Raw genomic sequence first — 25078 nt, forward strand, 5'->3', positions numbered from 1 at the left:
CGGGTTCGGTCAGCGGCCGGCGACAGGGCTACCGGCCGGCCGGCCGGCAGCCGTCAATCGATCGGCGCGGCTGGTTCGAACGACCTGGTTGACGCGGACGGTCTTGTCCCGCGACCGGTGCCCGGACACCAGCTCGACCCGGCGGCGCGGCACGCCGAAGTGATGGGCGAGCGCCCGGCACACGGCTTCGTTCGCCTGGTCGTCGACCGGCGCCGAGCGGGTGCGGACGACGAGCCGACCGGCCCGCTCCCCGCCCACCTCGTCGCGGCTCGCCCGCGGGATCACCCTGATGTCGACGTCGATCGAGTCCTCGGCGGGGACGTTGAGACTGCGCCTCATGCTCCCAGTCAACTCCTCCCGGCGGCCCGTCCGCCAGCGTTCGGCGCGGCGGGCTCGCCCGTACCTGCAACACTGGGCGGCGACAACCTGACACCCCGGAGCGGAGCCGCGCTGTCGCGTGCAGTCGTCCGGGCCGGGGCGCCGCACCGAAAGGAGTCCTCAATGGGCTTTCTCGACAAGCTTCGCAACCTCATCGGCGGCAACAAGACCAAGGTGAAACAGGGCATCGACAAGGCGTCGGACACCGTCGAGTCGAAGGTCGGCGCCAAGCACGCCGACAAGGTCGAGAACGTGGCCGAGAAGGCCAAGGACGTCGTCGACAAGCTTCCCGAGTAGGCGGCGCCCGCCGTTCAGACGATCCCGGCGAGGGCGGCCTGGAGCAACGGCCGGAACCACACCGCAGCAGCCGTCGTGAGGTGATCGGCATCGCGGAACAGGAGGATGTCGCCGAGGATGACCGGGCACTCGGTCGCCGTACAGAGCCAGTCGGTGGTGTCGACGAACCGCCCGCCATACCGCGCGGTCACCGCGCGCTCCACCTCGTGCCGGCTCGTGGGGGCCACGTCGGCGCGGTCGGAGTTGCACGCCGACGCACTGGTCACGTGGGCCGACAGGCAGTCGGCCGGGTTGCGCGACGACGGCGGGTTGTCGCCGAGGACGACGAGGTTCGCCGTGTGCTGGGCCACCCGCGCGAGCGTGTCGTCGAAGCCGGCGGCCCACTCGTCGTCGTCGTTCGGGTAGCCCGCCCACGCCGTCACGATCACGGCATCGGGCCGTTCGGTGGCGAGAAAGTCGATCACCGCGTCCCTCCAGACCGGACACGTCCGGGAGAGGGTGTTCGTGGGGATCGACACCGCCGCGGTCGGGCAGCCACCCTTGGTGAGCACGACCAGCTCGAACCCCCGGTCGTTGGCGATCGCCTCGAGGGCCGGGAACCACTGGGCGGCATGCGAGTCGCCATAGAGGACGACCGACGTGGCGGAACCGACCGCGCCGTACCGGCAGGGCGTGAGGTCGGACTCGACCCCGATGGCCACACAGTCGTCGGCGTAGATCGAGGCCTTGTCGTTGCCGGCGGCCGCCAGTGACGGCTGGAGGTTCGACGGCACGTCGTCGACCGTCAAGGCGGCGTCGAGGACGGCCCGGTTGGCTGCAACCAGGGTGGCGAGGTCGGCGGTGCCGCCTGCAGCCAGCGCAGCAGGAGTGACCGGGGAGACCCCAGTGGTGGGGGTGGTGGTGGGGGTGGTGACCGCCGAGGTGGTGTCCGGAACGGTCGGACCTGGCGCGGTGGCGACGCCGGGCTGGACGATGCCCACCGGAGCCACCGGCGTCGCGGTGGTCGGGGCCGCGACGACGGAGAGGTCGAGCACGGGGGCGGCGGCCGCCTCTCCCCCGTCGAGACGCGACGTGCCCGATCCCGCCACGGTGCCGGCGACAAGTGCGGCCGCGCACAGGGACGCACCGAGCGCCAGTCCGCGCGCCGGCCGGACCGCCAACCAGGACGAGTGCCGGACGGGCGCCTCGATGAAGCGGACCGACGCCACGGCGAGACCGACCGCGCCGGCCAGGATCACGACCCGCACGCCGAGCGGCTGCTCGCCGTAGCGGGCCTCGGCGAGGACGAGCGGCGGCCAGTGCCAGAGATAGATGGCGTAGGAGTGCTTGCCGATCCACTGGGCGACGGGGTGGCGGAGGGCGACGACGGGGCCCGTTGCCGGGCCGCCGTCCCCACCGGCCGCCAGCACGAGCACCGTGGAGAGCACGGGGAGCAGCGCCGCCGTTCCCGGGAACCGGGTGGTGTCGTCGTATCCGAACACGGCGACCGCGATGCCTGCGATCCCGAACCAGCCGAGGACGGCACGGACGCCGGGGGCCACGGTGCGCCACGCCGGCCCGACGAGGGCCACCGCCGCACCGCACAGCAACTCCCCCATCCGGGCCGGCAGGAGGTAGTACGCCTCGGTGGGCCGGTGCGATGTCATCCACACCGACGCGAGCAACGAGATGAGGATGCCCGCGCCGATGACGACGGCGAGCAGCCGGCGGTACTGCCGCGGCCGGCGTGTGAGGGCCACGAGGACGAGCGGCCACAACAGGTAGAACTGCTCCTCGACGGCGAGCGACCAGAAGTGCAGGAGCGGTGACGGGGCGTCGGCGAAGTAGCCGGTCTCGCGCCCGGCGAACACGAAGTTCGACACGAACGCGCCTGCCGCCACGGCGTCGCCGGCGAGCGTGCGCATGGCGAGCGGCGACAGCATCACCCGACCGGCGGCGACGGTGACGAGCAACACCAGTGCCGACGCCGGCAGCAGCCGCCGGGCCCGGCGCGCCCAGAACCCGGGCAGCGAGATCGAACCGTCGTCGGCGAGCTCGCGCAGCAGGAGCCGCGTGATCAGATAGCCCGAGACCACGAAGAACACGTCGACGCCCACGTAGCCGCCCGACACCACGTCGATGCGGAGGTGGAACAAGACGACGACGACCACGGCGACGGCCCGCAAGCCTTCGACGTCGGCCCGGAACGAGCCGCTGGCGACGCCGTCGAGCTGACGCCGGACCGCGCGCCGACGTCGAGCGTCGGCCGTCACGCGGCGAGGCGAGATCAGACCCCCGGCGCTCGTCATCGGATGCGAACGCTATTTTCCCGGCGCGCTCAGATCGCGGATGCCGCCGGCGCGGCCCTCTCGGGGCGGGACCGACGTTGTAGGTTCGGCCCGGTGACGCGCTCGACCTGGACCCTCGTGGCCGCGGGCGCACTGGCGGCGACGGTGGTGGTGTGGTCGGCAGCCGCCTCCGACGTGGAGTTGTGGCATGACGCTCCGCCTCGGGATCGAACCGAGCAGCGGGTCGACGGCGAGCCCGAGCCGGTCGAGGTTCCCGAGGTGCTCCCGGAGATGCCCGATGAGCCCGCTGAACCCGGTGACGGTCCCGACCTGTCGTTGCCCATCATGGTCGTGCTCGGCATCGGCGCCGTTGCCGTACTGGTGCTCATCGTGCGGTGGCTCGTCCGGCTCGCCGGCGGCGGTCGTCGACGTCGGCGCCCGCCGCCAGAGATCGTGCCGCTGCCCGAGGTGGACCTCGCCGACGCGGTCGACGAGGTCGCAGACGACCTCCACCAGCGCTTGGCGAGCGGCACGCCACGCAACGCGATCGTCCGCTGCTGGATCGTTCTCGAGGAGGCGGTGGCGGCAACCGGGACGGGACGCCTCGCATCGGAGACGTCGGCCGAGTTCACGGCGCGCGTCATCGGGGAGCGCTCGGTCGACGCAACGGCGATCGGTGACCTGGCAGCGCTGTACCGGGAAGCCCGGTTCTCCCGGCACTCGCTGGCCGAGCACCACCGCCAGGCGGCGGTGGCCGCCGTCGAGCGGCTGCGGCAACAGCTGCGGGCGACCACCGACGCAGCCGCCGCTGAGCCGGCGCCTACTCCATGAGCACGTGGATGGCCCGCCTCGCCGGCGTCGCGGCGATCTGGGCCGTCGTCGTCGTGCCGATGATCCTGCTCGGCATGGGGCCGCGCCCGGTGCTGCTGGCACTGATCGCCGCCGGTCTCGCCGCGACGGTGTTCTGCGCAGTCGACCTGCTGGCCACCGCCGAGCCGGTGCGGTGGCCGCGGCCGATGCGCTCGCCGCCGCGGCCACTCGAGGACCCGCGCGCCAACCAGCTGCTCCGCATGATCGAGGCGGCGCCTGACGACCCCAAGCGTGCCGCGGCGCTCCGCGGCGTGTTGGCCGGGCTGTCGGCCCGGCCCGCGGGCGATGCCGGCGACCCTGTGGCCGACGCCGCCGCCGACGAGCGCCCGCTGCGTCACGCCGAGATCGACCAGATGGTCAGGAGGATCGAAACAGATGGACGCCACTGAGCGGGCGGGCGACGACGCGCCGACCCGCCGTGAGATCGACGTGGAGGCGGCATCGCGGCTCGCCAACGACGTGCTCGACGAGGTGGAGCGGGCGGTGGTCGGCAAGCGGACGGCGCTCAGCCAGGTCTTGGCCGCGGTGCTCGCCGGTGGCCACGTGCTGGTCGAGGACCTTCCGGGACTCGGCAAGACCCTGGCCGCCCGCTCGTTCGCCCAGACGCTCGGGCTGACGTTCAAGCGGGCCCAGTTCACGCCCGACCTGCTGCCGGCGGATCTAACCGGTTCGTTCATCTTCGATCAACGAACGTCCACGTTCGAGTTCCGGCGCGGCCCGATCTTCGCCGGGCTGCTGCTCGCCGACGAGATCAACCGCACGCCGCCGAAGACGCAGTCGGCCCTGCTGGAGGCGATGCAGGAGCGTCAGGTGACCGTCGAGGGACAGACGTTCACCCTCGACTCGCCGTTCCACGTCATCGCCACGAGCAACCCGATCGAGTACGAGGGCACGTACCCGCTCCCAGAGGCCCAGCTCGACCGGTTCCTCGCCCGGATCAGTTTCGGGTATCCGACCCGCGACGAGGAGTGGGACGTCCTGCGTCGCCGCGTCGAGCGCCGTCGGGAGGAGCAGCAACTCCGTGCGGTGACCGACGGTCCAGGTGTGTTGGCGATGCAGGCGGCCGTCGAGACGGTCACCGTGGACGATTCCGTGGGGCGCTACTGCGTCGAGCTGGCATCGGCGACCCGTCGCCACCCCAGCGTGCTGGTCGGTGCATCACCGCGAGGGTCCCTGGCGCTGTTGCTGCTGGCCCGGGCGAGGGCGGTGATCGCCGGGCGGGACTACGTCACGCCCGAGGACGTCAAGGAGGTCGCCGTCGGCGGCCTGGCCCATCGCATCACCATCAAGCCCGAGCTGTGGATGAGCGCGGCGTCGGGCACCACGGTGGTGAACGACGTGCTGGACTCGACGCCATCGCCGGCGCCACTCGATCCCACCGGCGTGCCGTGACCGCGGGCTTCGCCGGCGGAGGCTGGCGTCCGACGGCGACCCACGCGCGCGCCGTGATCGGTGCCGCCGCGGGCATGGTGATCGCCGTCGTCGCCGGTCGCCCGGCGCTGGCGGTGATCTCGTTCCCGTTGGCCGTGGTCGCCGTGTGGTCGGTCGCCACCCGGCCATCGGGACGGCCGAGTGCCGACGCCTCCCTCGCCCACCGGACCGTCCGCGAGGGCGAGGCCACCGTGTGGCGGGCTCGTCTCACCGGCACCGAGGCCGCCGACCGGCTGGCGTTCACGCTGTCGTACGAGCCGGCGTTCGACACCGACCCCGACACCGGTGCCGGCACGGTCGCGGCCGACGGCACCGCCGAGGCCACCGTGACCGTGGCCGTGCGTTCGAACCGCTGGGGCCGGCGGGTGGTCGGCGGCGGGTTGATCGCGGCCGAGTCCTCGTTCGGCGCGTTCCGCTTCGGTCCGGCGTCGCTGCCACCCCTGCCGCTCGACACCTTGCCGCTGCCGGCGGTTTTCGACAACGCTGCGCCCGTGCCCGATCCGCAAGGACTCGTCGGCGCCAACCACTCGCGCCGCCAGGGTGACGGCACCGAGTTCGCCACCATCCGGCCGTTCACCACCGGGGACCGCCTGCGCCGGGTCCACTGGCCGGTGTCGCTCCGGACCGGGATGTTGCACGTGGCGGCCACGTACGTCGACGTGGACACCAACGTGCAGATCGTCGTCGACGCCACGAGCGACGTCGGGGCGAGCGAGGGCATCGATGGCGAGGCGAGCAGCCTCGACCGCACCGTGCGTGCCGCCGGCGCCCTGGCCGAGCATTTCCTGCGCCGGGGCGACCGCGTCGGCCTGCGCACATCGGGCACCCAACGGTTCGTCAACGTGCCGGTGTCGAGCGGGGTGTCGCACCTGCTGCGCATCCTCGCCGAGCTGTCGACCCTCGACGCCGGCGCGACGCGGGATCGACGCTGGTCGAAACAGCCGGCGGGCATCGAGCCGGGCGGGCTGCTGATCGTGCTGTCGCCCTTGCTCTCGCCCGCCGCGCTCGAGCAGGTGGCGTCACTGGCGGTGCGTCACGCACGCCTCGTCGTGGTCGACACCCTGCCCGACGACATCGTGCCGCAGGCTGCGGCCTTCGGCACGGCGAGGGCCCTGGCGTGGCGCATCCGACTCCTCGAGCGATCGGTGCAGATCGCCGAGTTGGCCCGGGCCGGCGTACCGGTCACCGCCTGGCGGGGGCCCGGCAGTCTCGACACGGTGCTGCGCGACCTGGCGCGACGGGCGGCCGCGCCACGGTTGGCCCGATGAGGAACGTCTTCCGCCCGGCGCCGGCCGGACCGCCGGTCACTCCGCCGCCGGGCGCGTCGATGGCCCGCTGGCAGCTCCCGCTGCGCGCCCTCATCCTGCTCCTACCGCTGGGCGCCGTCGCCGCGGCACGCGGAGCGGCACCTGGACTGCTCATCGTCCTCGTCGTCGCCGGCGCAGCGGTCGCGGCTGGGTACCCCGACACGCCCGCCGGTCTCGGGGTGGTGATCCTGGTCGGCTGGCTGTGGTGCACGCAGGTCGACGCGGACGTCACCGGGTGGACGCTGGTGGCTGCCCTGTCGGTCGGAGCGTTCCACGTGACGACCGCCTTCGCCGCCGTGCTCCCTGCGGGCGCGGCGTGGGACACCGAGTCGGCGCGGCGCTGGCTCCACCGGCTCGCCGTCGTGCTCGCGGCGACGACGGCGATGTGGGCAGTCGCGTTCGGGGTCAGCCGGACCGGCACGGTGCCCAACGCCATCCTGCTCGGCGCCGGCCTGGTGATCGCGACCGGTCTGGCCGCGATGCTGCTCGCCCGCAGCGTGGGGCCGGACCAGTAGTCAGGCGTCGCCGCGAAGGTCCCGCGAGAGGGACGAATCGAGCATCATCACGCCCTCACCCTCGGCGGATGTCAGGCGGTCGTAGGCGTCGTCGGCCCGGGCGATCTCGTCGGTGTGGAACGACACGATGCTCAGCTCGCGCTCGGTCGGCACGACGAACGTCTGCCGGTACGCGTCGCTTCCACCCATCCCGGCGAAGGCCGCCCAGATGGCGCCGAACGCCCCGAGCAGCACAGCGCCACCGATCGCCGATGCCGCGGGCGCGACGTCGTCGATGGCGAGGCCGAGTCCGGCGCCTGCGGCACCACCGATCAACGCGCCGACACCACCGCCGACGAGCAGGCGAGGCCCGACGCCGTCGGTGGCGCCCGCCTCGTCCACCCTGTCGCCCGTGGCCTCGGTGTTCTCGCCCGACATGACGACGACACCGATGCGGTCCTCGCTCGTCAGCTTCTCCACCGACTCGAGGGCGAGGACGAGCTTGCGTGCCTCGTCGGCGGAACCGACGACGGCGATGACGTTGCACCGCTGGGGCACGGGAAGCGGCTCGGAAACCGACGCCACCGTCAGCGAGGGGGCGATGCGGCGGGCCAGCTGCACGAGCGGCGAGCGATCGATCTCGGGCGCTCCGCCGGTTCCGGGATGGGGGCTCAGCTTCACGGCAAGTCCGTACCCGGGTCGCTCGGCGGGCAGACGCTGTGCCGCCGGTCCCGGATGCTCACGAGCTCGCCGCCTTGGCGAGCAGGACGGGCACGTTGGCGCGCTTGGCGACCTCGGGACCGACCGGCGGATCGATGAGGCGCGACAACCAGCCGCGCTGGTGCCACCCGACCACGATCGCGTCGGCGCGATGGCGGTCGGCCGCGTCGACGATGGCGGCGGCCGGGTCGCCGATCTGGCCGAGTCCCTTGGTCGGCTCGAGGCCGGCCCGCTGAGCCTCGTTGAGGGCCTCCTCCGCCGCAACCTGGCGGGCGGCCTCGGCGTCTTCCTCGGTTGCGCCCAACGCCTCGTACCGCCAGACGGCACCCCACGCGAGGGCGTCGCCGACCACCGGCGTGGTGGCCGCCGGCGCCTCGAAGACGTTGATCGCCAGGTACTCGGCGTCGGGACCGAACAGGCGGCGCGACTGCTCAGCTGCGGCGATCGACTCATCGCTGCCATCGAGGGCGACCAGGATCCGTGTCATGGTCGGTTCGTACCCGCCCTGACGGGCGCCTACTCATCCGCTCGATGTGAACCGCCGGATTCGACGGAGACCCGGTCGAGCAGCGAGGTCACCGCTTCCATGGTCGCCGAACCGAGGCCGTGACGCAGGACGTTCGTCGCCGCTGCGGCGAGGGCGAGGCGGAACTGCGTGGACACGTCGAGGCCTGCCTGCCGGGCCCCGGCGAGGGCGGCGGTGAACGAATCACCGGCTCCCCGCGACTCCACCGTCCGCAGGGTCGGGCCCTTGCCCGTGAACGATCCCTCGGTGGTCAGCGCGAACGCACCGGCGTCGGCGAGTGTGACGAAGACGTCGGCGCCGGACCGCTCGCGAAGCGCTTGCGCCCGTCCGCCGAGGTCGTCGGGGGCGACGCCGCCGAGGCCGTCCAGCGCCGACAGCTCGTTGTCGGCGATCTTGAGCACGTCGATGCCACCGTCGATGGTGGCGAGCAGTTCGGGCCCGGAGAGGTCGGCCACCACCGTCACGCCGACGGCTTTCAGCCCGCCGGCGAGCGCGGTGAAGAACGACGGCTTGACGGTCTCGTGACCGTTCGATCCGGTGACCACGACGAGCCCGGATTCGAGGCCGGCGGCAACGGTCGCCGCCAGCAGGTCGTCGACGGTGTGACGGTCGAGTGGGGTCGGCGCCTCTTCGGCGACCCGCCGACGGGTGCCGCTGCGCCGGTCGTCGATGTAGCTGCCACCGGCACCGGCGGCGGCGATCACGCGCAGGTCGATCTCGTCGCGTGCCATCGCGGCCGCCACTCCGGCCATCTCTCCCCCGCACGTCGTCACCATGATGGGTTGGGCGCCCAGCGAGTGGAGCATCGTGGCGACCCAGTACCCCTGGCCGGCGGCGTGGACGTGGACCTCGTCGCCGCCGTCCGGTCCGGCCTCGATCGTCACGCTCACCAGCAGGGCGGGCGACACGATGACGACGGGACGCCCGGCGAGCCGGTCGACGAGCCGCTGGTCGGCGTCACCCATCGGCCGCGGTGCTCAGTCCATGACGAACGCCGTGTCGAGCCCGGTCAGCTCGATCAGGCGCCGCAGGGCGTCACTGGCGTCATGCAGATGAAGGCTGGCGCCGTCGGCGCGAAGCCGCTCGCTCAACCGGACGAGGACACGTAGTCCGGCCGAGTCGACGAACGTGAGGCCGGACACGTCGAGGTGCCCGTCGAGCCCGGACGGCAGTCCGCCGAGGACACCGTCGGCCAAGGAGGCACCGAACGCGTCGAGCTCACCGGCGAGCGTGAACCCGCCACCGGCCCGATCGCTCACCGTGACTCGATCCCCCATGTCCGCCATTCTGCCTCCTCGACGACGGAAGCGGAGGATGCCGCAACCGATCGGGCAGGACCATACCCGGTGCCGGGCGACCGTAGACCTCTCTGGCGCGCTGTGCTGCCGACGGCCGGTCTCGGGTACGGGGCGGCCCGTGACAGGCGAAGCTGCGACGATGATGCTGTGTCGGTGATGCTGTGTCTGTGATGCTGTGGCGGTGATGCGAGACGCCGATCTGCGCGAGCTCGACGATCTGGCGGATCGCGACGAGCTCCGCAGGCGGTACTACGGGTTGCTCCAGGAGCTGCGAGTCGTGCTGCCCGGCGTCCAGGTGCTCCTGGCGTTCCTCTTGACGGCCCCGTTCACGGATCGCTTCGAGCAGCTTGATGATGCCGGGCGCGCGGCCTACACCGTCGCGCTCGCCGCGTCCCTCGGTGCCGTGGTGTGTCTGCTCACCCCCACGGTGTTCCACCGGGTCGCCCTGCGCACCGAGCGCACCGCCCGGCTCGCGTGGGGCGTCCGGCTCACGCTCGTCGGCGTCTCCCTGCTCGCCGTCTCGTTGCTCGCCGCGTTGTGGTGTGTGGTCCGGTACGTCTACGGCACCGCGGCCGGCTGGGTGTTCACGGGGGCCGGGGCCGTCTTGGTGATTTCGCTCTGGCTCGTCCTCCCCCTCACCGCAGGACGGGCCGGCACCGGCGGGGCCGCCACGCCCCCGCCCGGTTCGGAGCCAGGCGGTCGACCGTGAGCGTGCGCGGAACGCGGCATCGGTACGCTGCCGGATGTGCGATGTCCCCGCGGGTTCGATGTCGAGCAACGGCACCCGTGAGAGCGAGCAGGCCGCGGGGCAGATCATGACCGCCGACGGCCGTGACGGACACGTCGTCGACCTCCGCCTCGCCCTGTCGGCGCACGCCCCCGGTGAAGCTCGCGATCGCGCCGGTTCCTGGCTCGACGCCGTCGGCGCGCATCCCGATCTGCAGCGGGATGTGTTGATCGCGGTGTCCGAGCTGGTGACCAACGCCGTCACGCACGCGGCATCCGCCCCGCACGTGCTGCTGACGGCGGACGGGCGTCATCTCCGCGTCGAGGTCCGAGACGACAGTGCCGACCCGCCGATCCGCAGGGAGGGCACGTCCGCCGGTGGGTTCGGGGTCCGTCTGGTCGGTGAGCTCGCGGTTCGGTGGGGGTGGACCCCGATCGCCGGCGGCGGTAAGGCGGTGTGGGCGGAGTTCGACACCGACCGCACGCGCACCGCGCGGGGTGACGCCGCCGATGGCGCGCAGTGATCGCTCGCCCACCACGTCCGGCGACGACGCCGAGGAGTGGCGAGAGTACCTGAGCTCGCGTGACCGCCGTCTGCGCAACGTCATCGTCGAACGGCACCTCGGATTGGCCCACCACATCGCCCGGCGGTTCGGCGGCACCGGCGACGACGATCTCCACCAGGTCGCCATGCTCGCTCTCGTCCGCGCCGTCGAGCGCTTCGATCCCGAGCGAGCCGTGTCGTTCTCGACGTTCGCGGGCGCCACGATCGAAGGGGCCATCAAGCAGCATCGTGAACGGGTGGGCTGGCCCGTCGGGGTCCCTCGCCGGCTCCGCCGCATCGCTCTCGACGTGGGCTCGGCGAGAGCCGAGCTCGAACAGCGGCTCGGCCGCTCGCCGACGGTCGGTGAGCTCGCGGCCCGTCTCGGGGCCTCCGTGGACGAGGTGTTGGAGGCGCTCGCCGCGGCCCGCACGCGTGCCTCGAGCGGCGTCGATCACCTCGACAGCGCCCCGGCACCGGGTGGCGGCGACGCGCTCGACGATCCCACCAGCCGGGTCGCGATCGACCGGACGGAGATCGACGCCCTGCTCGCCACGTTGACGGACACCGAGCGGCGGGTGTTCGAACTGCGCTTCGTGGACCAGCTCCTCCAGGACCAGATCGCCGACGTCGTCGGTGTCTCGCAGATGCAGGTGTCGCGCATCATCCGCCGCTGCGTCGCCGCCCTTCAGGAGCGCACCTCGATCGCCGACGGATCGTGAACGTCCAGGTAGATCGACAACTTCGGAAATGATGTTTGCGGCCGAGCCGTCCGGCGAACCCTCTCCACATGACCATCACCGAGCCCGCACCGACGTCGGACCTCCAGCGCTTTGCCGAGCTCAAGGCCACCAACTGCCCGAAGCTGCGCGACGAGCTGATCCTCGAACACCGTTGGATCGCCGAACGTTGTGCGGCACGGCTGGCCAACCGCGGCGAGCCCTACGAAGATCTCCTCCAGGCAGGCCTCCTCGCCCTGGTGAAGGCCCTCGACCGCTTCGATCCCGAGCATGGGTCGAGCTTCCCCCGCTACGCCATCCCGAGCGTGAACGGCGAGCTGCGCCGGCACTTCCGCGATCACACGTGGCGGATGTCGGTGTCGCGCCGGGCGAAGGATCTCACGTCCTCGGTGAACATGGCGTCCGACGCCCTGCACCAGAGCCTCGGGCGGTCGCCGACGCCGTCGGAGATCGCCGAGTTCCTGAATCGACCGGTCGACCACGTGCTCGAGGCGCTCGATGCCCGTCGTGCCTACCGGCCCGACTCCACGGCGGCGACGTTGACCGGAGACGGGACGAGCACACTCGACGACGTGATCGGCGCCGCCGATCCGGAGGTGGCCTCGGCCGCCGACCGCGTGGCGCTGATGGCCGCCGCCCGCCGGCTCGACGAGCGGAGGCGGATGATCCTGTTGTGGCGGTTCTACGAGGGCTGCACACAGGCCGAGATCGGCGAACGCCTCGGCATCGGCCAGGTCCAGGTGTCACGCCTCCTCCGCTCGGCGTTGAAGGAGATGGAGTCCACCCTCCGTGAGCGGCGCGCCGACGCCGCCTGACCTGGCGCTCGCTCAGGCCCGGGTGAGCGACGACGACTTCTCGAGCGAGAAGCCGCCGGCGTTCAGCGTGCATCGATCCACCACTGCGGCGACGATGCGCCGAGCCAACGGATCGACGGCGTCGGTCGACAGCCCCCCGTCGATTGAGCCGTCGACCCCGAGGAACGCCGGGGCGGCACGGGTGATGGTGAAGGCGAGCCGGATCGACGAGCCGTCCGACGCGTTGGAGATGAGCACGGCGGCGGCCTCGTCGACCGCCATACGAAGCTCTTCGATGTCGTCGACGGTGAAGTCGAGATCCGTGGCCAGGGCGGCAGCGACGAGGCGGACCGCAGAGAGATAGCGCGGGTCGGCGGGGACGGTGAGCCGGACGACTTCGGGCGCCTCGCTCGTCTTCCCTTGCTCGTCCGATGTCACCAGGTGCATCTTGGCAGACCCCGCTCTCTCTCTCCACGACTGGCCCTCCCGGTCGTGGGAGCGCTCGCCGTCGCCGTACCCGGCTCGGGGGCAGTTCAACGGCCGACTCTCTCGCCCCGGATCGTCGCGGATCAGGGTCGAGCGCGACGGGTATGTGCGACCGCATGATCCAGTTCGGCTACACGCTGTCATCGGAGGAGCACGCGCCGTCCCTGCTCGTGGACAATGCGGTGCGCGCCGAGGAGCTCGGCTTCTCGTTCCTGTCGCTCTCGGACCACTACCACCCGTGGGTGAGCGAGCAGGGCCACAGCCCGTTCGCCTGGACGGTGCTGGGGGCGATCGCCGCTCGCACCTCGACGATCGACGTGGGCGTCGGCGTCACCTGCCCCATCATGCGCATCCATCCGGCCGTGGTGGCCCATGCCGCGGCGACCACGGCGCTGCTGTTCGAGGGACGCTTCTTCTTCGGCGTCGGCACCGGGGAGGCACTCAACGAGCACATCACCGGCGAACGATGGCCGGTGCCCGAGATCCGCAGGGAGATGCTCGAGGAGGCGGTCGTCGTGATGCGGTGCCTCTGGACGGGCGAGACGATCGACCACCATGGGACCTACTTCACGGTGGAGAACGCCCGCCTCTTCGATCCGCCCGCCGAGGACATCCCGGTGATCGTGTCGGGCTTCGGCGATGCTGCCGTCGACCTGGCGGCAGCCATCGGTGACGGCTACTGGGGCCATTCCCCCGACCCGGATGCGGTCGACCGCTTCGCCAAGAGCGGCGGGAAGGGGCCGCGCTACTCGCAGATCCACGTCTGTTGGGCCGAGGACGCCTCCGACGCCCGGGCGACGGTGCATCGGGTCTGGCCCAACGCCGGCCTCAGCGGGCAGCTCTCCCAGGACCTGCCGACGTGGACGCACTTCGAGCAGGCGGTCGAGACGGTGCGCGAGGAGGACGCCACGGCGAGTGTGCCCTGCGGTCCCGACGTGGAGGAGTTCGTCGACGCGACCCGGAAGTTCGGCGACGCCGGCTACGACCATGTGTACTTCCACCAGATCGGCCCGGACCAGGCCGGCTTCATGTCCTTCTGGGAACGTGAGCTCCGCCCTGCGCTCGACGAACGGCTCGCCGCGTGAGCGTTCCGCTCTGAGCGCGGTCACTCGGTGAGCAGCTCGGCGACCGCCTCCTCACGCACCGCACGGCCCGACGCCTGCGGGTCGATCGTCTCACCGGCCTCGAAGTGTTCGATCACCCTCGGGTCGATGTACGCGGACCGCGCCACGGCAGGCGTGTCCCCCAGCACCTCGGCCACGTGGTCGGCGGCTTCCTTCACCGCCCGGCGCGGCGCGCCGTCGCCGTTCGCCGCGGCGAGCGCGGCAGCCGCTTCCACCGTGGCATGCCACGTCCGGAAGTCCTTGCTCGTGGCGTCGGCTCCGAGGAGACGTTTGACGTAGTCGCCGATGTCGCGCGAGGTGATGTCCCGCCAGCGCCGACCGTCTCGGTAGGCGAGGAGCTGCGGGCCTCCCCCGCGCCGGCGCAGCAGTTCCCCGACCACCTCGCTCAGCCGGCGATCGGTGACCGTGACCCGCCGGCGCTGCGACGACTTGGCCGGATAGTCGAACATGATCGAGTCACCGTCGATCGTGACGTGGCGCTTCTCCACCGTCGCCAACCCGTAGCTGCCGTACCGCGCCGTGTACTCCTCGCCGCCGACCCGGAACACCCCGAGGTCGAGCAGCAGGAACGCCGTGGCCAACGCCTTGTCCTTCGTCATCGTGTCGGCGCCGAGGTGCCGGCGGGCCGTCCGCCGGGCTGCGGGAAGGCGGCCGGCGACGTCGACGACGCGGTCGTGCTTCTCGCGATCACGACGGTCGCGCCACTCCGGGTGGTAGAGGTACTGCCGCCGCCCCGCCTCATCGACGCCCACCGCCTGCAGGTGGCCGTTCGGGAACGGGCAGATCCAGACCTCGGTCCACGCCGGAGGGATGACGAGCGCCTTGCAGCGTGCGATGTCGTCGGGCCCCAGGCTCGTGCCGTCATGGGCGAGATACCGAAAGCCGCGCCCGCACCGGCGACGCGTCCATCCGGGTACATCCGGGGAGACCTGCCGCAACCTCATCAGTCCGATCCTTCGTCCGCCGTCGCTGGCACGGCGCCTCCGTACCCAGCCCGTCGACGAGCCAGGCGTCCCGCCCGGGGTCTTACCAGATGGTTGCCAGATGGTTGCCCGGTGGCGAAGCGGGTACTCAACGGCCATGGCGAGACCCGTGTGGACCGGCTCGATCGGCTTCGGCTTGGTGAACGTGCCGGTGCGCGCGTTCACCGCCGTTCGTGACCACGACGTGCACTTCCACCAGCTCGACGCCAAGACCGGATCGCGGATCCGCTACCGGAAGGTGGCCGAGGAAACCGGCAAGGAGGTGGAGCAGGACGACATCGAGATGGGCTTCGAGGTGTCACGCGGGAAGTACGTGACGTTCGAGCGCAAGGAGCTCGAGGACCTCCGCCCGGAGTCCACCCGCACGATCGAGGTGACCGACTTCGTCGCCCTCGACGATGTCGACCCGATCTACTACGAGCGCACGTACTGGCTCGCTCCGGGGAGTGACGCCGCCAAACGGCCGTACCAACTCCTGCTCGCCGCGATGGAGGACCGCGAGCGGGTGGCGATCGGGACGGTGACGATGCGCAACAAGCCGTCGCTGGTGGCCGTCCGTCCGCTCGACGGCGTGTTGGCGATGTCGACGATGCACTTCGCCGACGAGATCGTCGATCGCCGGGACATCGACGACCTGCCGACCCGTCGCTCGAAGCCGGCGGCCAAGGAACTGCGCATGGCCACCCAGCTGATCGACGCCCTGACCGCCGATTGGAAGCCCGAGCAGTACGACGACACGTACGCCGACGAGCTCCGGGATCGCATCGAGCGCAAGGAGCGCGGCGACGAGATCGTCGAGGCGGAGTCCGACGAGGCTCCGTCGAAGAAGGTCATCGACCTCGCCGAGGCCCTCGAGCGGAGCCTCGGCGAGGCGAGTGGCAAGCGCCGCAAGCCGGCCAGGAAGCGGCGGGCCAGCTGACGGCCTGCTGACCGTCAGCCGTTGGCCGGCGCCGCGCTGATGTCGGCGAGCACCGACTGCGGCTCGCGTTCGCGGGCGAGGTCGCCGAGCGAGACGATCCCGACCGCCTGATCGCCGTCGACCACCGGCAGCCGCCGCAGCGCCCGGGAACGCATCAGTTCGACAGCGCTCTCCACGGAGTCGTCGGCCTGGGCGGTGACGAGCTCGCCGGAGAACACGTTGCCGACCGCGGTGCTCGGGTCGGCGGCCTCGGCAAGACACCGGACGACGAGGTCCCGGTCGGTGACGATCCCGCGCAGGGTGCCGTCGGTGGTGACGAGCACGGTTCCGATGTCCTTGTCACGCATCAGCTGTGCGGCTTCGGCGAGCGATGCACTGCTCGGGCACGCCACGAGATCGGTCGTCATCACATCACGGAGTGTCTGGGTCATGGCCCCTCCATTGCTTGGTGGCTCCGGTCGCGGTGCCGACGGACCGCCCCGCCCGGAGGCGGCGGATCCTCACGGGCGGGACGGCACGGCTGCCATCTCTCGGAGATAGCTCGGTGACCGACGTCCCGGCGCAGCGAGTCGGCTGCTCCGGAACATGGTCGAACGGCACCGTTGCCATTCGTGTACCCAGGAGGGGCCGATCGCAGTCCCGGTACTTGCGCGTCTCACTCGTCACCGGCGCCTCTGCGGGCCGGCTCGGTCATTGGCCGGCGTGGAGGGGCGGATGGTCCAGCACCCGCGGGCGGTATTCCACGAGCTGGATGCGGTCGTCGAACGTGCGGTGCTCGGTCATGTCGAGGGCCACATCGGGGTAGCCGTCGTAGATGCGCTCCGCCCCCGTGGCGCCGGTGATCACGGGGAACATGCCGACGCGGAAGCGATCGACGAGTCCGGCTCGCAGCAGCGACCGGGCGAGGCTGAGGCTCCCGATCGTGCTGAGCAGGCCGGGTTCGGTCTCCTTCAGCTCCCGCACGGCCTCGACGGCGTCGCCGCGCACGAGGGTGCTGTTGGCCCACGTGAGCGGTTCCTCCAGCGTCGAGGAGAACACCACCTTGCGCGCCTTGGTGAGCCCGTCGACGCTTTCTTCCTCCTCGGGGCGGAACTCGGCCTGCCCGTCGGGCACCTGGCCGGCGGCGAAGCCGGACATCAGCCGGTACGTGTTGGCGCCCATGAGGTAGGTGACCTCCGGCTGCTCGCCCAGCCAGGCGAGGTACTCCGGACCTTCCAGGCCCCAGAAGCCGGGCCATCCGTCGCCTGACGCGTAGCCGTCCAGAGAGGTGATGAAGTCGACCAGCAGCTCGCCCATCGTTCGTGTCCTTTCGCAGGGGTGTCGCAGTCCCGCTCCGGGGGATCACCGCAGCGGCACCAGCAACGACGCTCCCCACCGCGCGAACTCATCGCGGCACGCCGCGGTCGGACGTTCTACTGCGGCTGTTCGACGGGTGCCGGGTTGATCCGACGGCTGGCCAGATCGACCTCGACCCGGCCGGCGTCGGTGACCCTGACCGAATAGACCGGCTGGCACTGCTGCTTGGTCGCTTCCCAGCCGGTGTCGAGGGCGAACGCCCACTGGTGGCCGGGACAGACGAGGCGGTCGCGGAGCACGACGCCCTTGTTGAGCTCACGCTGGCGGTGGATGCACACGTTGTCGAGGGCGAACAGGCGACCCTCGTGGGCGACGACGACGATCTCGTCGTCGCCGACCGACACGACGGTGCGACGTCGGCGTTCCACCTCGCTCAGGTCGCCGACGTCATGCCAGGTGGACGCCGGAGCAGCGGTCTCGTCAGTCATGCCGTGTCGTCCTCCGACAGCCATCGCTTGGTCAGCCGCTCGCTCGCCGCCGAGGGCAGCGACCGGTCCACGGCCCGCTCGTCGAGCGGCTTCTGGTCCGGATCCCACGTGAGCGCGCAGTCGCCGGAGACGTAGGTCTGGCAGGCGAGGCGCCATCCCTGATCGAGGAGCTCACCCAGGCGATCCCGCTCGCGCCGGCGCGGCGGACTGAGACTGTCCATCCCCTCGGTGACGTACACCCGGTCGGTGCCGCAGTTGCCGCTCGCGCAACGGAACGGCACGCCGCACTCGTTGCGGATGGCGACGCGGAGCAGGTTGACGTCGTCGCCGTCGGGGAAGTCGACGGCGGCGTTGGTGGTGAGGAACTTGATCGTCGGCACGGCCGGCGCGTCCGCGACTGCCGGCTCAGCTGGCCGCGGCGGCTTCGAGGTCGGGGGCGACGTACGTGTCGTACAGCGCCTTGGTGTAGGAGAAGCGCATCTCGGCGCCGGCCCGCACGAGGTCGAGGCAACGCTCCTGCAGCTCCGGGGTGTCGGCGTAGTCGAGGACGATCTGGTAACCGCGCTCGCCGTGCACCTCGTCGGACGTGATGTGCAGGTCGAAGAACTCGGCCTCCTCCTCGGTGAAGCCGTAGGTGTCGAGGAGCGGCGGGAGCTGCTTGCGGTAGATGGTCGGCACCTGCGACTCGAGGCCGACGACGAGGGCGGCCGTGGCGACGGCGAAGTGCTCGCGCATGGCGACGGCGTAGCACCAGCCCTGCAGGCCACGGGTGACGGCGTTCATGTTGCGGGGGTCGACGACCCGCTCGCGGGTGGTGCCGCAGGCCTCGGCGAAGCGGATGAGCAGATCGGTGTGGCGGATGTCGGACAGCTCCTCCTCGTACATGTTCTGGAGGAGGAAGTCCTTGGCGTCGGTGGCGTGGTCGGGGGTGTTGGCGTAGATGTAGCCGAGGTAGTCGGCGAACGGGCCGACGTAGTGGTAATGGTTCTCGGCCCAGCGGGCGAAGTGATGACGCTGGAGCTCACCGTTCGCCCATGCCAGGCTGAACGATGCGTTCTTGGCCTCACGGCCCTTGATGGCGTCTTCCAGCGCGAGGCGGAAGTCGTCCTTGGAGAGCAACGCAGACATGACGGTGGTCCTTTCGTCGAGCGGCCGGGTCCGGCAGGTCGATCGACCACGCCGGCGCTTTCGTATACTGTATACTTTCTGCGTGGCGATGCAAGTGGATCTCTCCGTGCGTGATTGGGTGGCGGCCTGGGGCGCCGAGGTGGCGGCCGTCGAGCTGACGGCGGCCCGAGCCCGGTTCGACGATGACGTGGTGGGCTTCGGCACCTACGCCGGGGTGGTGCGCGGCATCGACGCCCTGCACGACGACCAGTGGTCGAAGGTGTGGCCGACGATCGCCGACTTCCGGTTCCTCGTCGACGAGATGGCCACGCTGGTGTCGCCCGACGGCCTCCAGGCCGTAGCCGTGGTGCCGTGGACGTCGACCGGCTTCGACGCCGACGGTGCGGCGTTCGACCGTCCCGGCCGGGCCACCATCGTGCTGCAACGCGCCGACGCCGAGTCGGCGTGGTCCGGCGTGCACACCCACTTCTCGCTCGTGCCGACGCCGGCGCGACCGTAGGCGCCGACCGGGGGCACGATGTCGGCCAGGGAGACCAGGGACAGCAGGAACGCCAGGAACGCCAGGAACGGCAGGGATGCCGTGGACGTGATGGCCGAGCAGTGCACCGGGCGCGGGGCCTCCGGCGTCGTGTGCGCCGCCGCTCCCCTGGCGGCGCAGGCCGGGGCGGCCGCGTTGCGCGACGGAGGCAACGCCTTCGACGCCGTCGTCGCCGCCGGCCTGGCCGAGACGGTCCTGTTGCCATCGAAGTGCGGCCTCGGCGGCGACCTCGTCGCCATCGCCGTCGTCGCCGGGGCGGAGTCGCCCACGGCGCTGCTCGCCATCGGAGGCGCACCGGCCGGACTCGCCGCGGTGGCTGCGGACGGAGGGCTGTCCGACACCGGTCCGATGTCGGTGGGTCCGCCGGCGGCGCCGCGCGGTCATGCCGCACTGGCCGAGCGCGGGCACCTCGGCTTGCCCCGGCTCACCGCACCGGCCGTCGACCTCGCTCGGACGGGCTTCCCGTGGGCTGCCGTGAACCATCGCTTGAGCCTCGCCAGCATCGAGTTGCTCCGGCGATGGAACCCCGAGGGCACCGTGTACCTCCCCGGCGACGCCCCGATCACCCCGGGCACGCTCGTTCGTCTCGACCGGCTCGCCGACGTGCTCGAGGAGTTCGGGCGACGCGGCGGTGGCCTGATGGCCGGACCGGTCGGCGACGCCGTCGTGGCGGCCGTCGCCGCTCGTGGCGGCGTGCTGACGGCTGACGACCTCGCCACGGCCCGCGCCGAGTGGGTTCCGTGCGCGTCGGGCGCGCTCGACGGGCGGACGTTGTGGGCCACACCGGCGCCGACTCACGGTCCGTCGCTGATCGATGCCGTCACCGGTGCCGCCGCCGGCGAGGACAGCGGCGGCGTGTACCGGCGGGTGCTCCAGGCGATCGGTCGGCGGCGGGCCACGCTCGCCGATCCGTCGGGCACCTCGATCGTCAGTGCCGCGGATCGGGAGGGCAACGCCGTCGTCGTGATCCATTCGAACTCGTACCCGCGGTTCGGGAGTGGCATCGTGGTCGAGGGCTACGACCTCGTGCTGGCCAACCGGGCCGGCCGGGGGTTCTCGTCCGACCCCGACCATCCGAACTTCCCGGTCGCCGGCCGCCGACCGGCGACGACACTCCACGCCTGGGCCGTCGCCGACGACGACGGACGCCCGATGCTCCTCGGCGGCACCCCCGGCGGCGAGAACCAGATGCCCTGGAACGCCCAGATGCTCCAGCAGATCGCCGACGGCGAACGGCGGCCCGGGCACCTCGTCACCGCGCCCCGCTGGGAGTGGCTCCCGACCGACGACGGCGTGCGCGTCGAGGATGGTGTCGACGCCGAGACGCTGAGCGCCGTCGCGCCCCGCTTTGTGTCGGTCCACCGGTGGGGCCTTCCCTCGGCCCAGCAGGTCGTCGCCGTCCCCCGTGACGGTGCGGCCATCGTCGGCGCCGCCGACCCCCGCACCGTCGGCGCCGCCGTCGGCGTCTGACTCGCGTCGGTAACAGATGGTGCCAGGCACCATCTGTTACCGACGGCCGACGGATCTCAGTCGGTGGCGGCGACGGCGCGCACGCGTCGTGGGAGGAGGACGACGAGCAGGAGCGGGCTGACCGACGCGGCCAGCAGCGTCCAGCGCAGGCCGACGGTCTCGCCGATGCGGCCGATGAGCCAGCCGGCGGCGGCGCCGATGCCGATCTGGGCCGAGCGGAACGCGCCGAGCGACGGCCCGTCGCCGCCGAACTGGTCGACGGCCACGAAGTTGGAGATCGGCCCGAGCGAGCTGACCGACCCGGCGAACAGCGCCGCGCACACGTAGGCAGGTGCGCCGGCCGGGAGCAGCACCCAGAGCACGCCGGTGGCGGCGATGACGAGGCCCGTGGTGCGCGCGCTGGCGATCGGGCCGCTGCGGTCCATGCCGGCGCCGGACACCAGCTTGGCGACGATCGACAGCACCCGCCCCACGGCGAGCAGGGCGGCCGCCTGCCCGGCCCGGAGGCCCCACTCGTCGACGGCGAACGTGGTGAGGAACGGGATGGCGCCGTACTGGCACACCGCCGCGATCCCGCCGATGAACGTGGGCAGGCCGAGAACCGCCTTGCGGGGGAACCGCACGGTGACCGGGTCGCCCGTGGCTGGGGCCAGTCTCAGCGTCAGCGTGGCCACGAACGCCGCGCCGGCGAGGCCGGCGGCGCACCAGAACGCCACCCGCCAGCCCTGGGCGGCGCCCAGCGCGCCGAGCAGGGCGGCGACGAGCAGGCCGCCCGAGAAGGCCACGCCGTAGAGCCCCATCGCCAGGCCCCGTCGCCCGGCACCCGACAGGTAGGGCACGGCCTGGAGACCGGCCGGGAAGTAGAAGCCGGCACCGGCCCCGAGCAGCACCTGGGCGGCGACGAGCACTCCGAAGCCGTTGGTGATCGCGGCGAGCACGGCACCGGCCACGGTGGCGGCGAGGCCACAGAGCATCAGCGTTCGGGCCCCGAGCTTGCCGAGCAGGGCGCCGCCGGCGATGTTCGCCACGGCGATCGACAGGGCGAGCAATCCGAAGGCGAGGCCCGACTGCCCTTCGGAGACGCCGAACTCGGCGCTGATGTCGGGCATCACCGGAGACAGGCCCTGCTCCCCCGCCGTCACGGCGAGGTACGCCAGACAGACCAGGGCGAACGCGGCCCAGCGCGGTCGGGCGTCGAGAGGCGCAGCCGTCGTCACTTCGGATACTGTATGCAATTGGTGCTGCATCTCGACGATTCTTCGATCGCGGCCCTGATCGACGCCGACGGCGCCGAGCGGGCCGTGTGGAACGCCTTCGCCGCCTGGGGCCGCGGCGAGGCGGCGACCACGCAGCGCAGCCGAGCGACCAGCCCCGGCGGCATGGCCTCGGCGATGGCCGCCGTGGTCCCGCCCTACTGCGGGGGCAAGGTCTACTCCACGGCGCCCCATCCGGACGGTGGGGCTCCCCGCTTCACGTTCGTCAACGTGCTGTTCGACACGGCCGGAGCGCTCCTCGCGACGATGGATGGCGGCCTGCTCACCGCCCTGCGCACCCCCGCGATCTCCTCGCTCGCCGTGCACCACCTCGCCCGGCCCGGCTCCACGATCGCCGCCGTCATCGGCGCCGGCAACCAGGGTTGGCCACACGTCGAGATGCTCCACCGGGTCCTCCCCGGCCTCACCGACCTGCGCATCGCGGCGCGACCGGGCTCGGCGGCTGCCGCCCGCCTGACCGCCCGAGCCGTCGCCGCGGGCATCCCGGCTCGCCTCGTCGATCGGCCGGGCGACGCCGTCGCCGGCGCCCACGTCGTCGTCACGGTGACCAACGCGACGACACCGCTGTTCCCGGCCGACGCGATCGGCGACGACACCCTCGTGTGCGCCGTCGGCGCCACCAAGTACGACCGTGTCGAGATCCCCGGCGAACTCGTCGCCCGCTGCTCGACGGTCGTGTGCGACGACGTGGCCGGGTCCCGCGTCGAGTGCGGCGACCTCATCGCCGCCGCCCGCACCGGTCACTTCGACTGGGCGGACGCCGTCGAGCTGCACGCCGTGGCCGCCGGCACGGTCACCCTCCCCCGGGCGGGCGACGCGCCGGTGCTCTTCGAGAGCCAGGGCGTCGCCGTCGCCGACATCGCCGTGAGCGGCTACGCCTACGACCGCCTGGTCGCCGGCTCGGTCCACAACGGGACGCCGGGACCCCACACGACCATCCCCACGTTCCCGACCATCGACACCACCACCGTCGACACCACCACCATCGACACCACCACCATCGACACCACCACCATCGACACCACCACACCGACCAGGGAGGTCACCACATGATCACGTCGCACCGGCTGTCGCTCGCCGAGGCCGAGATCGCCGTCGACGCCGCGCTCGCCAAGGCCGACGAGCTCGGCGTCGCGTCCGTCATCTGCGTCTCCGATGCGGCGGGCTGGCCGATCGCCATCAAGCGGCCCGACAACGGCAAGGTGACCAGCGTGGAGATCGCCATCAACAAGGCGTTCACGGCGGCGTGTCACCGGCGGCCGACGCACACCTACACCAACGCCCAGCCCGGCCAGGAAGCGTTCGGCATCATGAACATGCACCAGGGCCGCTTCTCGATCTTCGTCGGCGGATGGCCGATCGAGGTCGACGGCGAGGTGGTCGGCGGGATCGGCGTGTCGGGCGGCCACACGCCCCAGGACATCGCCTGCTGCCAGGCCGGCATCACCGCGCTCATGGAGCACCTCGGCCGCACGCCAGACTTCGCCAAGTGGGACAACTGGGCGCCCCCCGCATGACGACGCCGACCACCCTGCCGGCGACGTTCGAGGCGAGCAACATCATCGGCGGCGAGCGCGTCGGCGCGACCGGTGGGGCCACGTTCGAACGCCGCAACCCGGCCCGATCCAGTGAGCTGGTATCGGTCGCCCCGGCCAGCACTGCCGAGGATGTCCGGGCCGCGGTCGATGCCGCGCTCGACGGCCTCGCCACGTGGCGTCGCTCGACCCCGACGGCGCGCGCCGATGTGCTGACGCGGGCCTCGCGTCTGCTCGCCGAGCGGACCGGCGACATCGCCGCCGAGATGGTGGCCGAGGAGGGCAAGCCCCTCGCCGACGCCCGCAACGAGGCCAGCCGGACCCCGAAGAACCTCGAGCTCTACGCCGGCGAGGCCTATCGCCTGACGGGGGCGACGTTCCCGAGCGACGACACGCCGCTCGTGTACTCGGTGCTCGATCCGGTCGGTGTGGTCGCCGTGATCACGCCGTGGAACTTCCCGCTCAACATGGCGTCGCGCAAGATCGCCCCGGCGCTCGCCGCCGGCAACGCCGTCGTCTTCAAGCCCTCGCCGATGACGCCGTGGATGGGCGAACGACTCGCCACGGCGTTCCTCGACGCCGGCCTGCCACCCGGCGTGCTCAACGTGGTGCACGGCTTCGATGCGGGTGCCCACCTCGTGGCCGACCAGCGCGTCGGCGCGATCACGTTCACCGGCTCGACCGCCGTCGGCCGGCGCATCCACGACACGGCGCGCCTCGGCCAGCGCCTCCAGTTGGAGCTCGGCGGCAAGAACCCCGTGGTCGTGCTCGAGGACGCCGACATCGATGCCGCGGCCGACGTGGTGGCACGGTCGTCGTTCTCGCTCACCGGTCAGGCCTGCACGGGCGCCGGACGGATCCTCGTGCACGAGTCGATCCACGACCAGCTCGTCGACGCCGTCATCGCCAGGGCCGAGCGCCACGTGCTCGGCGCCGGGGAGACCGAGGGCGTGACGATGGGCCCGCTCATCGACGAGAGCGCGCTCGACGCCATGGGTGCCGCGGTGTCCACTGCCGTGGGCGACGGCGCGACCGTCGTCACCGGTGGGCAGCGGGCGGCAGGGACGGGCCTCGACGACGGCTGGTTCTTCCCACCCACCGTGCTCGTCGACGTCGCCCCCGGCTCGGCTCTGGCGACGCAGGAGGTCTTCGGGCCGGTGATCGGCGTCGAGCGGATCGGCTCGCTCGACGAGGCGATCGCATCGGCCAACGCTGTCGAGTACGGCCTGTCGGCGGCGATCTGCACCCGATCGCTCACGGCCGCGCAGCGCTTCGCCGCCGAGGTGGAGGCGGGCATGGTGCGCGTCAACCGGCCGACGGTCGGCGCCGCGTTCAATGCCCCGTTCGGCGGCATCAAGCAGTCGGGGACGGCGACGCACCGGGAACAGCTCGGCCCGACGGTGATGGACTTCTACACGGTCAGCCGGACCGTCTGGCTCGGAGGCTGA

The 25078-nt window shown here is 71.9% G+C and carries 31 protein-coding genes; 17 read left to right on the forward strand and 14 right to left on the reverse strand.

Annotated elements, in window-relative coordinates:
- Window positions 1–9: 9 nt before the first annotated feature.
- Window positions 10–339, reverse strand: coding sequence for a DUF167 domain-containing protein (locus DN771_RS11565; RefSeq protein ID WP_116997538.1), 330 nt, complete (start codon window positions 337–339; stop codon window positions 10–12).
- 162 nt (window positions 340–501) lie between these two features.
- Here DN771_RS11565 and DN771_RS11570 point away from each other — a divergent pair, with 162 nt between their 5' ends.
- Entirely contained in the window at window positions 502–675 is a 174-nt protein-coding gene (locus tag DN771_RS11570) for an antitoxin (RefSeq protein ID WP_116997539.1), read from the forward strand.
- 14 nt (window positions 676–689) lie between these two features.
- Here the strand turns inward: DN771_RS11570 and DN771_RS11575 are convergent, their stop codons facing one another.
- Window positions 690–2963 (reverse strand): acyltransferase family protein, encoded by a 2274-nt coding sequence (locus DN771_RS11575; RefSeq protein WP_116997540.1) that lies wholly within the window; start codon window positions 2961–2963, stop codon window positions 690–692.
- 93 nt (window positions 2964–3056) lie between these two features.
- On the opposite strand from DN771_RS11575, the gene DN771_RS11580 reads away from it, so the two are divergent.
- The 5 genes from DN771_RS11580 to DN771_RS11600 are packed head-to-tail and all read left to right on the forward strand — an operon-like array spanning window position 3057 to window position 7065.
- Window positions 3057–3773 (forward strand): DUF4129 domain-containing protein, encoded by a 717-nt coding sequence (locus tag DN771_RS11580; RefSeq protein WP_162941827.1) that lies wholly within the window; start codon window positions 3057–3059, stop codon window positions 3771–3773.
- Window positions 3770–4201: a hypothetical protein gene (locus tag DN771_RS11585; RefSeq protein ID WP_116997542.1), complete on the forward strand. Its 432-nt coding sequence runs from the start codon at window positions 3770–3772 to the stop codon at window positions 4199–4201. The genes DN771_RS11580 and DN771_RS11585 overlap by 4 nt, the downstream gene beginning before the upstream one ends.
- On the forward strand, window positions 4188–5204 hold the full coding sequence (locus DN771_RS11590; RefSeq protein WP_116997543.1) for an AAA family ATPase: 1017 nt from the start codon (window positions 4188–4190) through the stop codon (window positions 5202–5204). Before DN771_RS11585 ends, DN771_RS11590 begins: the two co-directional genes overlap by 14 nt.
- A complete protein-coding gene (locus tag DN771_RS11595) occupies window positions 5201–6511 on the forward strand; it encodes a DUF58 domain-containing protein (RefSeq protein ID WP_116997544.1) in 1311 nt (436 codons plus the stop codon). The genes DN771_RS11590 and DN771_RS11595 overlap by 4 nt, the downstream gene beginning before the upstream one ends.
- Window positions 6508–7065 carry a hypothetical protein gene (locus tag DN771_RS11600; RefSeq protein WP_116997545.1) on the forward strand — a complete coding sequence of 186 codons (558 nt, stop codon included), beginning with the start codon at window positions 6508–6510 and terminating at the stop codon, window positions 7063–7065. Before DN771_RS11595 ends, DN771_RS11600 begins: the two co-directional genes overlap by 4 nt.
- Here the strand turns inward: DN771_RS11600 and DN771_RS11605 are convergent, their stop codons facing one another.
- Genes DN771_RS11605 through DN771_RS11620 form a run of 4 tightly spaced genes read right to left on the reverse strand, consistent with a single transcriptional unit; the run spans window position 7066 to window position 9567 of the window.
- A complete protein-coding gene (locus tag DN771_RS11605) occupies window positions 7066–7725 on the reverse strand; it encodes a hypothetical protein (protein WP_116997546.1) in 660 nt (219 codons plus the stop codon).
- 58 nt (window positions 7726–7783) lie between these two features.
- Window positions 7784–8251 (reverse strand): universal stress protein, encoded by a 468-nt coding sequence (locus tag DN771_RS11610; RefSeq protein ID WP_116997547.1) that lies wholly within the window; start codon window positions 8249–8251, stop codon window positions 7784–7786.
- Window positions 8252–8280: 29 nt separating this feature from the next.
- The gene (locus DN771_RS11615; RefSeq protein ID WP_116997548.1) at window positions 8281–9255 is read right to left on the reverse strand and encodes a PfkB family carbohydrate kinase; all 975 of its coding nucleotides are present in this window, start codon (window positions 9253–9255) and stop codon (window positions 8281–8283) included.
- A gap of 12 nt (window positions 9256–9267) precedes the next feature.
- The gene (locus DN771_RS11620; protein ID WP_162941828.1) at window positions 9268–9567 is read right to left on the reverse strand and encodes an STAS domain-containing protein; all 300 of its coding nucleotides are present in this window, start codon (window positions 9565–9567) and stop codon (window positions 9268–9270) included.
- Between the two features lie 205 nt (window positions 9568–9772).
- On the opposite strand from DN771_RS11620, the gene DN771_RS11625 reads away from it, so the two are divergent.
- The 4 genes from DN771_RS11625 (at window position 9773) to DN771_RS11640 (ending at window position 12410) form a co-directional block, all read left to right on the forward strand.
- Complete coding sequence (locus DN771_RS11625) at window positions 9773–10297, forward strand: DUF6328 family protein (protein WP_162941829.1); 525 nt, start codon at window positions 9773–9775, stop codon at window positions 10295–10297.
- A 34-nt stretch (window positions 10298–10331) separates the two neighbouring features.
- Window positions 10332–10838 (forward strand): ATP-binding protein, encoded by a 507-nt coding sequence (locus DN771_RS11630; RefSeq protein ID WP_116997551.1) that lies wholly within the window; start codon window positions 10332–10334, stop codon window positions 10836–10838.
- Complete coding sequence (locus DN771_RS11635; protein WP_162941830.1) at window positions 10825–11577, forward strand: sigma-70 family RNA polymerase sigma factor; 753 nt, start codon at window positions 10825–10827, stop codon at window positions 11575–11577. Before DN771_RS11630 ends, DN771_RS11635 begins: the two co-directional genes overlap by 14 nt.
- Before the next feature lie 68 nt (window positions 11578–11645).
- Window positions 11646–12410 (forward strand): sigma-70 family RNA polymerase sigma factor, encoded by a 765-nt coding sequence (locus tag DN771_RS11640; protein ID WP_116997553.1) that lies wholly within the window; start codon window positions 11646–11648, stop codon window positions 12408–12410.
- A gap of 12 nt (window positions 12411–12422) precedes the next feature.
- On the opposite strand, the gene DN771_RS11645 is transcribed toward DN771_RS11640, so the two are convergent.
- Window positions 12423–12827, reverse strand: a complete 405-nt coding sequence (locus tag DN771_RS11645) for an ATP-binding protein (protein ID WP_162941831.1) — start codon at window positions 12825–12827, stop codon at window positions 12423–12425.
- Between the two features lie 164 nt (window positions 12828–12991).
- On the opposite strand from DN771_RS11645, the gene DN771_RS11650 reads away from it, so the two are divergent.
- Window positions 12992–13960, forward strand: a complete 969-nt coding sequence (locus DN771_RS11650) for a TIGR03557 family F420-dependent LLM class oxidoreductase (RefSeq protein ID WP_116997713.1) — start codon at window positions 12992–12994, stop codon at window positions 13958–13960.
- Between the two features lie 20 nt (window positions 13961–13980).
- On the opposite strand, the gene DN771_RS11655 is transcribed toward DN771_RS11650, so the two are convergent.
- Window positions 13981–14943 carry a DNA topoisomerase IB gene (locus tag DN771_RS11655; protein WP_205528548.1) on the reverse strand — a complete coding sequence of 321 codons (963 nt, stop codon included), beginning with the start codon at window positions 14941–14943 and terminating at the stop codon, window positions 13981–13983.
- 136 nt (window positions 14944–15079) lie between these two features.
- Here DN771_RS11655 and ku point away from each other — a divergent pair, with 136 nt between their 5' ends.
- Window positions 15080–15901, forward strand: coding sequence for a non-homologous end joining protein Ku (ku, locus tag DN771_RS11660; RefSeq protein ID WP_162941832.1), 822 nt, complete (start codon window positions 15080–15082; stop codon window positions 15899–15901).
- A gap of 14 nt (window positions 15902–15915) precedes the next feature.
- Here ku and DN771_RS11665 read toward each other — a convergent pair whose 3' ends face one another.
- The 5 genes from DN771_RS11665 to DN771_RS11685 form a co-directional block, all read right to left on the reverse strand.
- The gene (locus DN771_RS11665) at window positions 15916–16332 is read right to left on the reverse strand and encodes a CBS domain-containing protein (RefSeq protein ID WP_116997556.1); all 417 of its coding nucleotides are present in this window, start codon (window positions 16330–16332) and stop codon (window positions 15916–15918) included.
- Window positions 16333–16591: 259 nt separating this feature from the next.
- Window positions 16592–17197: a dihydrofolate reductase family protein gene (locus tag DN771_RS11670; protein WP_116997557.1), complete on the reverse strand. Its 606-nt coding sequence runs from the start codon at window positions 17195–17197 to the stop codon at window positions 16592–16594.
- Between the two features lie 116 nt (window positions 17198–17313).
- Window positions 17314–17685, reverse strand: coding sequence for a Rieske (2Fe-2S) protein (locus tag DN771_RS11675; RefSeq protein ID WP_162941833.1), 372 nt, complete (start codon window positions 17683–17685; stop codon window positions 17314–17316).
- Entirely contained in the window at window positions 17682–18065 is a 384-nt protein-coding gene (locus DN771_RS11680) for a 2Fe-2S iron-sulfur cluster-binding protein (RefSeq protein ID WP_116997559.1), read from the reverse strand. Before DN771_RS11680 ends, DN771_RS11675 begins: the two co-directional genes overlap by 4 nt.
- A 25-nt stretch (window positions 18066–18090) precedes the next feature.
- Complete coding sequence (locus tag DN771_RS11685; RefSeq protein WP_116997560.1) at window positions 18091–18813, reverse strand: iron-containing redox enzyme family protein; 723 nt, start codon at window positions 18811–18813, stop codon at window positions 18091–18093.
- Window positions 18814–18901: 88 nt separating this feature from the next.
- On the opposite strand from DN771_RS11685, the gene DN771_RS11690 reads away from it, so the two are divergent.
- A complete protein-coding gene (locus DN771_RS11690; RefSeq protein WP_227462325.1) occupies window positions 18902–19312 on the forward strand; it encodes a YybH family protein in 411 nt (136 codons plus the stop codon).
- 90 nt (window positions 19313–19402) lie between these two features.
- The gene (locus DN771_RS11695; protein WP_227462326.1) at window positions 19403–20821 is read left to right on the forward strand and encodes a gamma-glutamyltransferase; all 1419 of its coding nucleotides are present in this window, start codon (window positions 19403–19405) and stop codon (window positions 20819–20821) included.
- Window positions 20822–20877: 56 nt separating this feature from the next.
- Here DN771_RS11695 and DN771_RS11700 read toward each other — a convergent pair whose 3' ends face one another.
- Window positions 20878–22038, reverse strand: coding sequence for an MFS transporter (locus DN771_RS11700; protein ID WP_162941836.1), 1161 nt, complete (start codon window positions 22036–22038; stop codon window positions 20878–20880).
- A gap of 12 nt (window positions 22039–22050) precedes the next feature.
- On the opposite strand from DN771_RS11700, the gene DN771_RS11705 reads away from it, so the two are divergent.
- From DN771_RS11705 to DN771_RS11715, 3 genes are read left to right on the forward strand one after another with little or no spacing between them, the layout of a single operon-like run.
- Entirely contained in the window at window positions 22051–23148 is a 1098-nt protein-coding gene (locus tag DN771_RS11705; protein WP_116997563.1) for an ornithine cyclodeaminase family protein, read from the forward strand.
- Entirely contained in the window at window positions 23145–23612 is a 468-nt protein-coding gene (locus DN771_RS11710) for a GlcG/HbpS family heme-binding protein (RefSeq protein WP_116997564.1), read from the forward strand. Before DN771_RS11705 ends, DN771_RS11710 begins: the two co-directional genes overlap by 4 nt.
- Window positions 23585–25078 (forward strand): aldehyde dehydrogenase family protein, encoded by a 1494-nt coding sequence (locus DN771_RS11715; protein WP_205528549.1) that lies wholly within the window; start codon window positions 23585–23587, stop codon window positions 25076–25078. The genes DN771_RS11710 and DN771_RS11715 overlap by 28 nt, the downstream gene beginning before the upstream one ends.

It is taken from the genome of Desertimonas flava (genome assembly GCF_003426815.1).
GTDB lineage: Bacteria > Actinomycetota > Acidimicrobiia > Acidimicrobiales > Ilumatobacteraceae > Desertimonas > Desertimonas flava.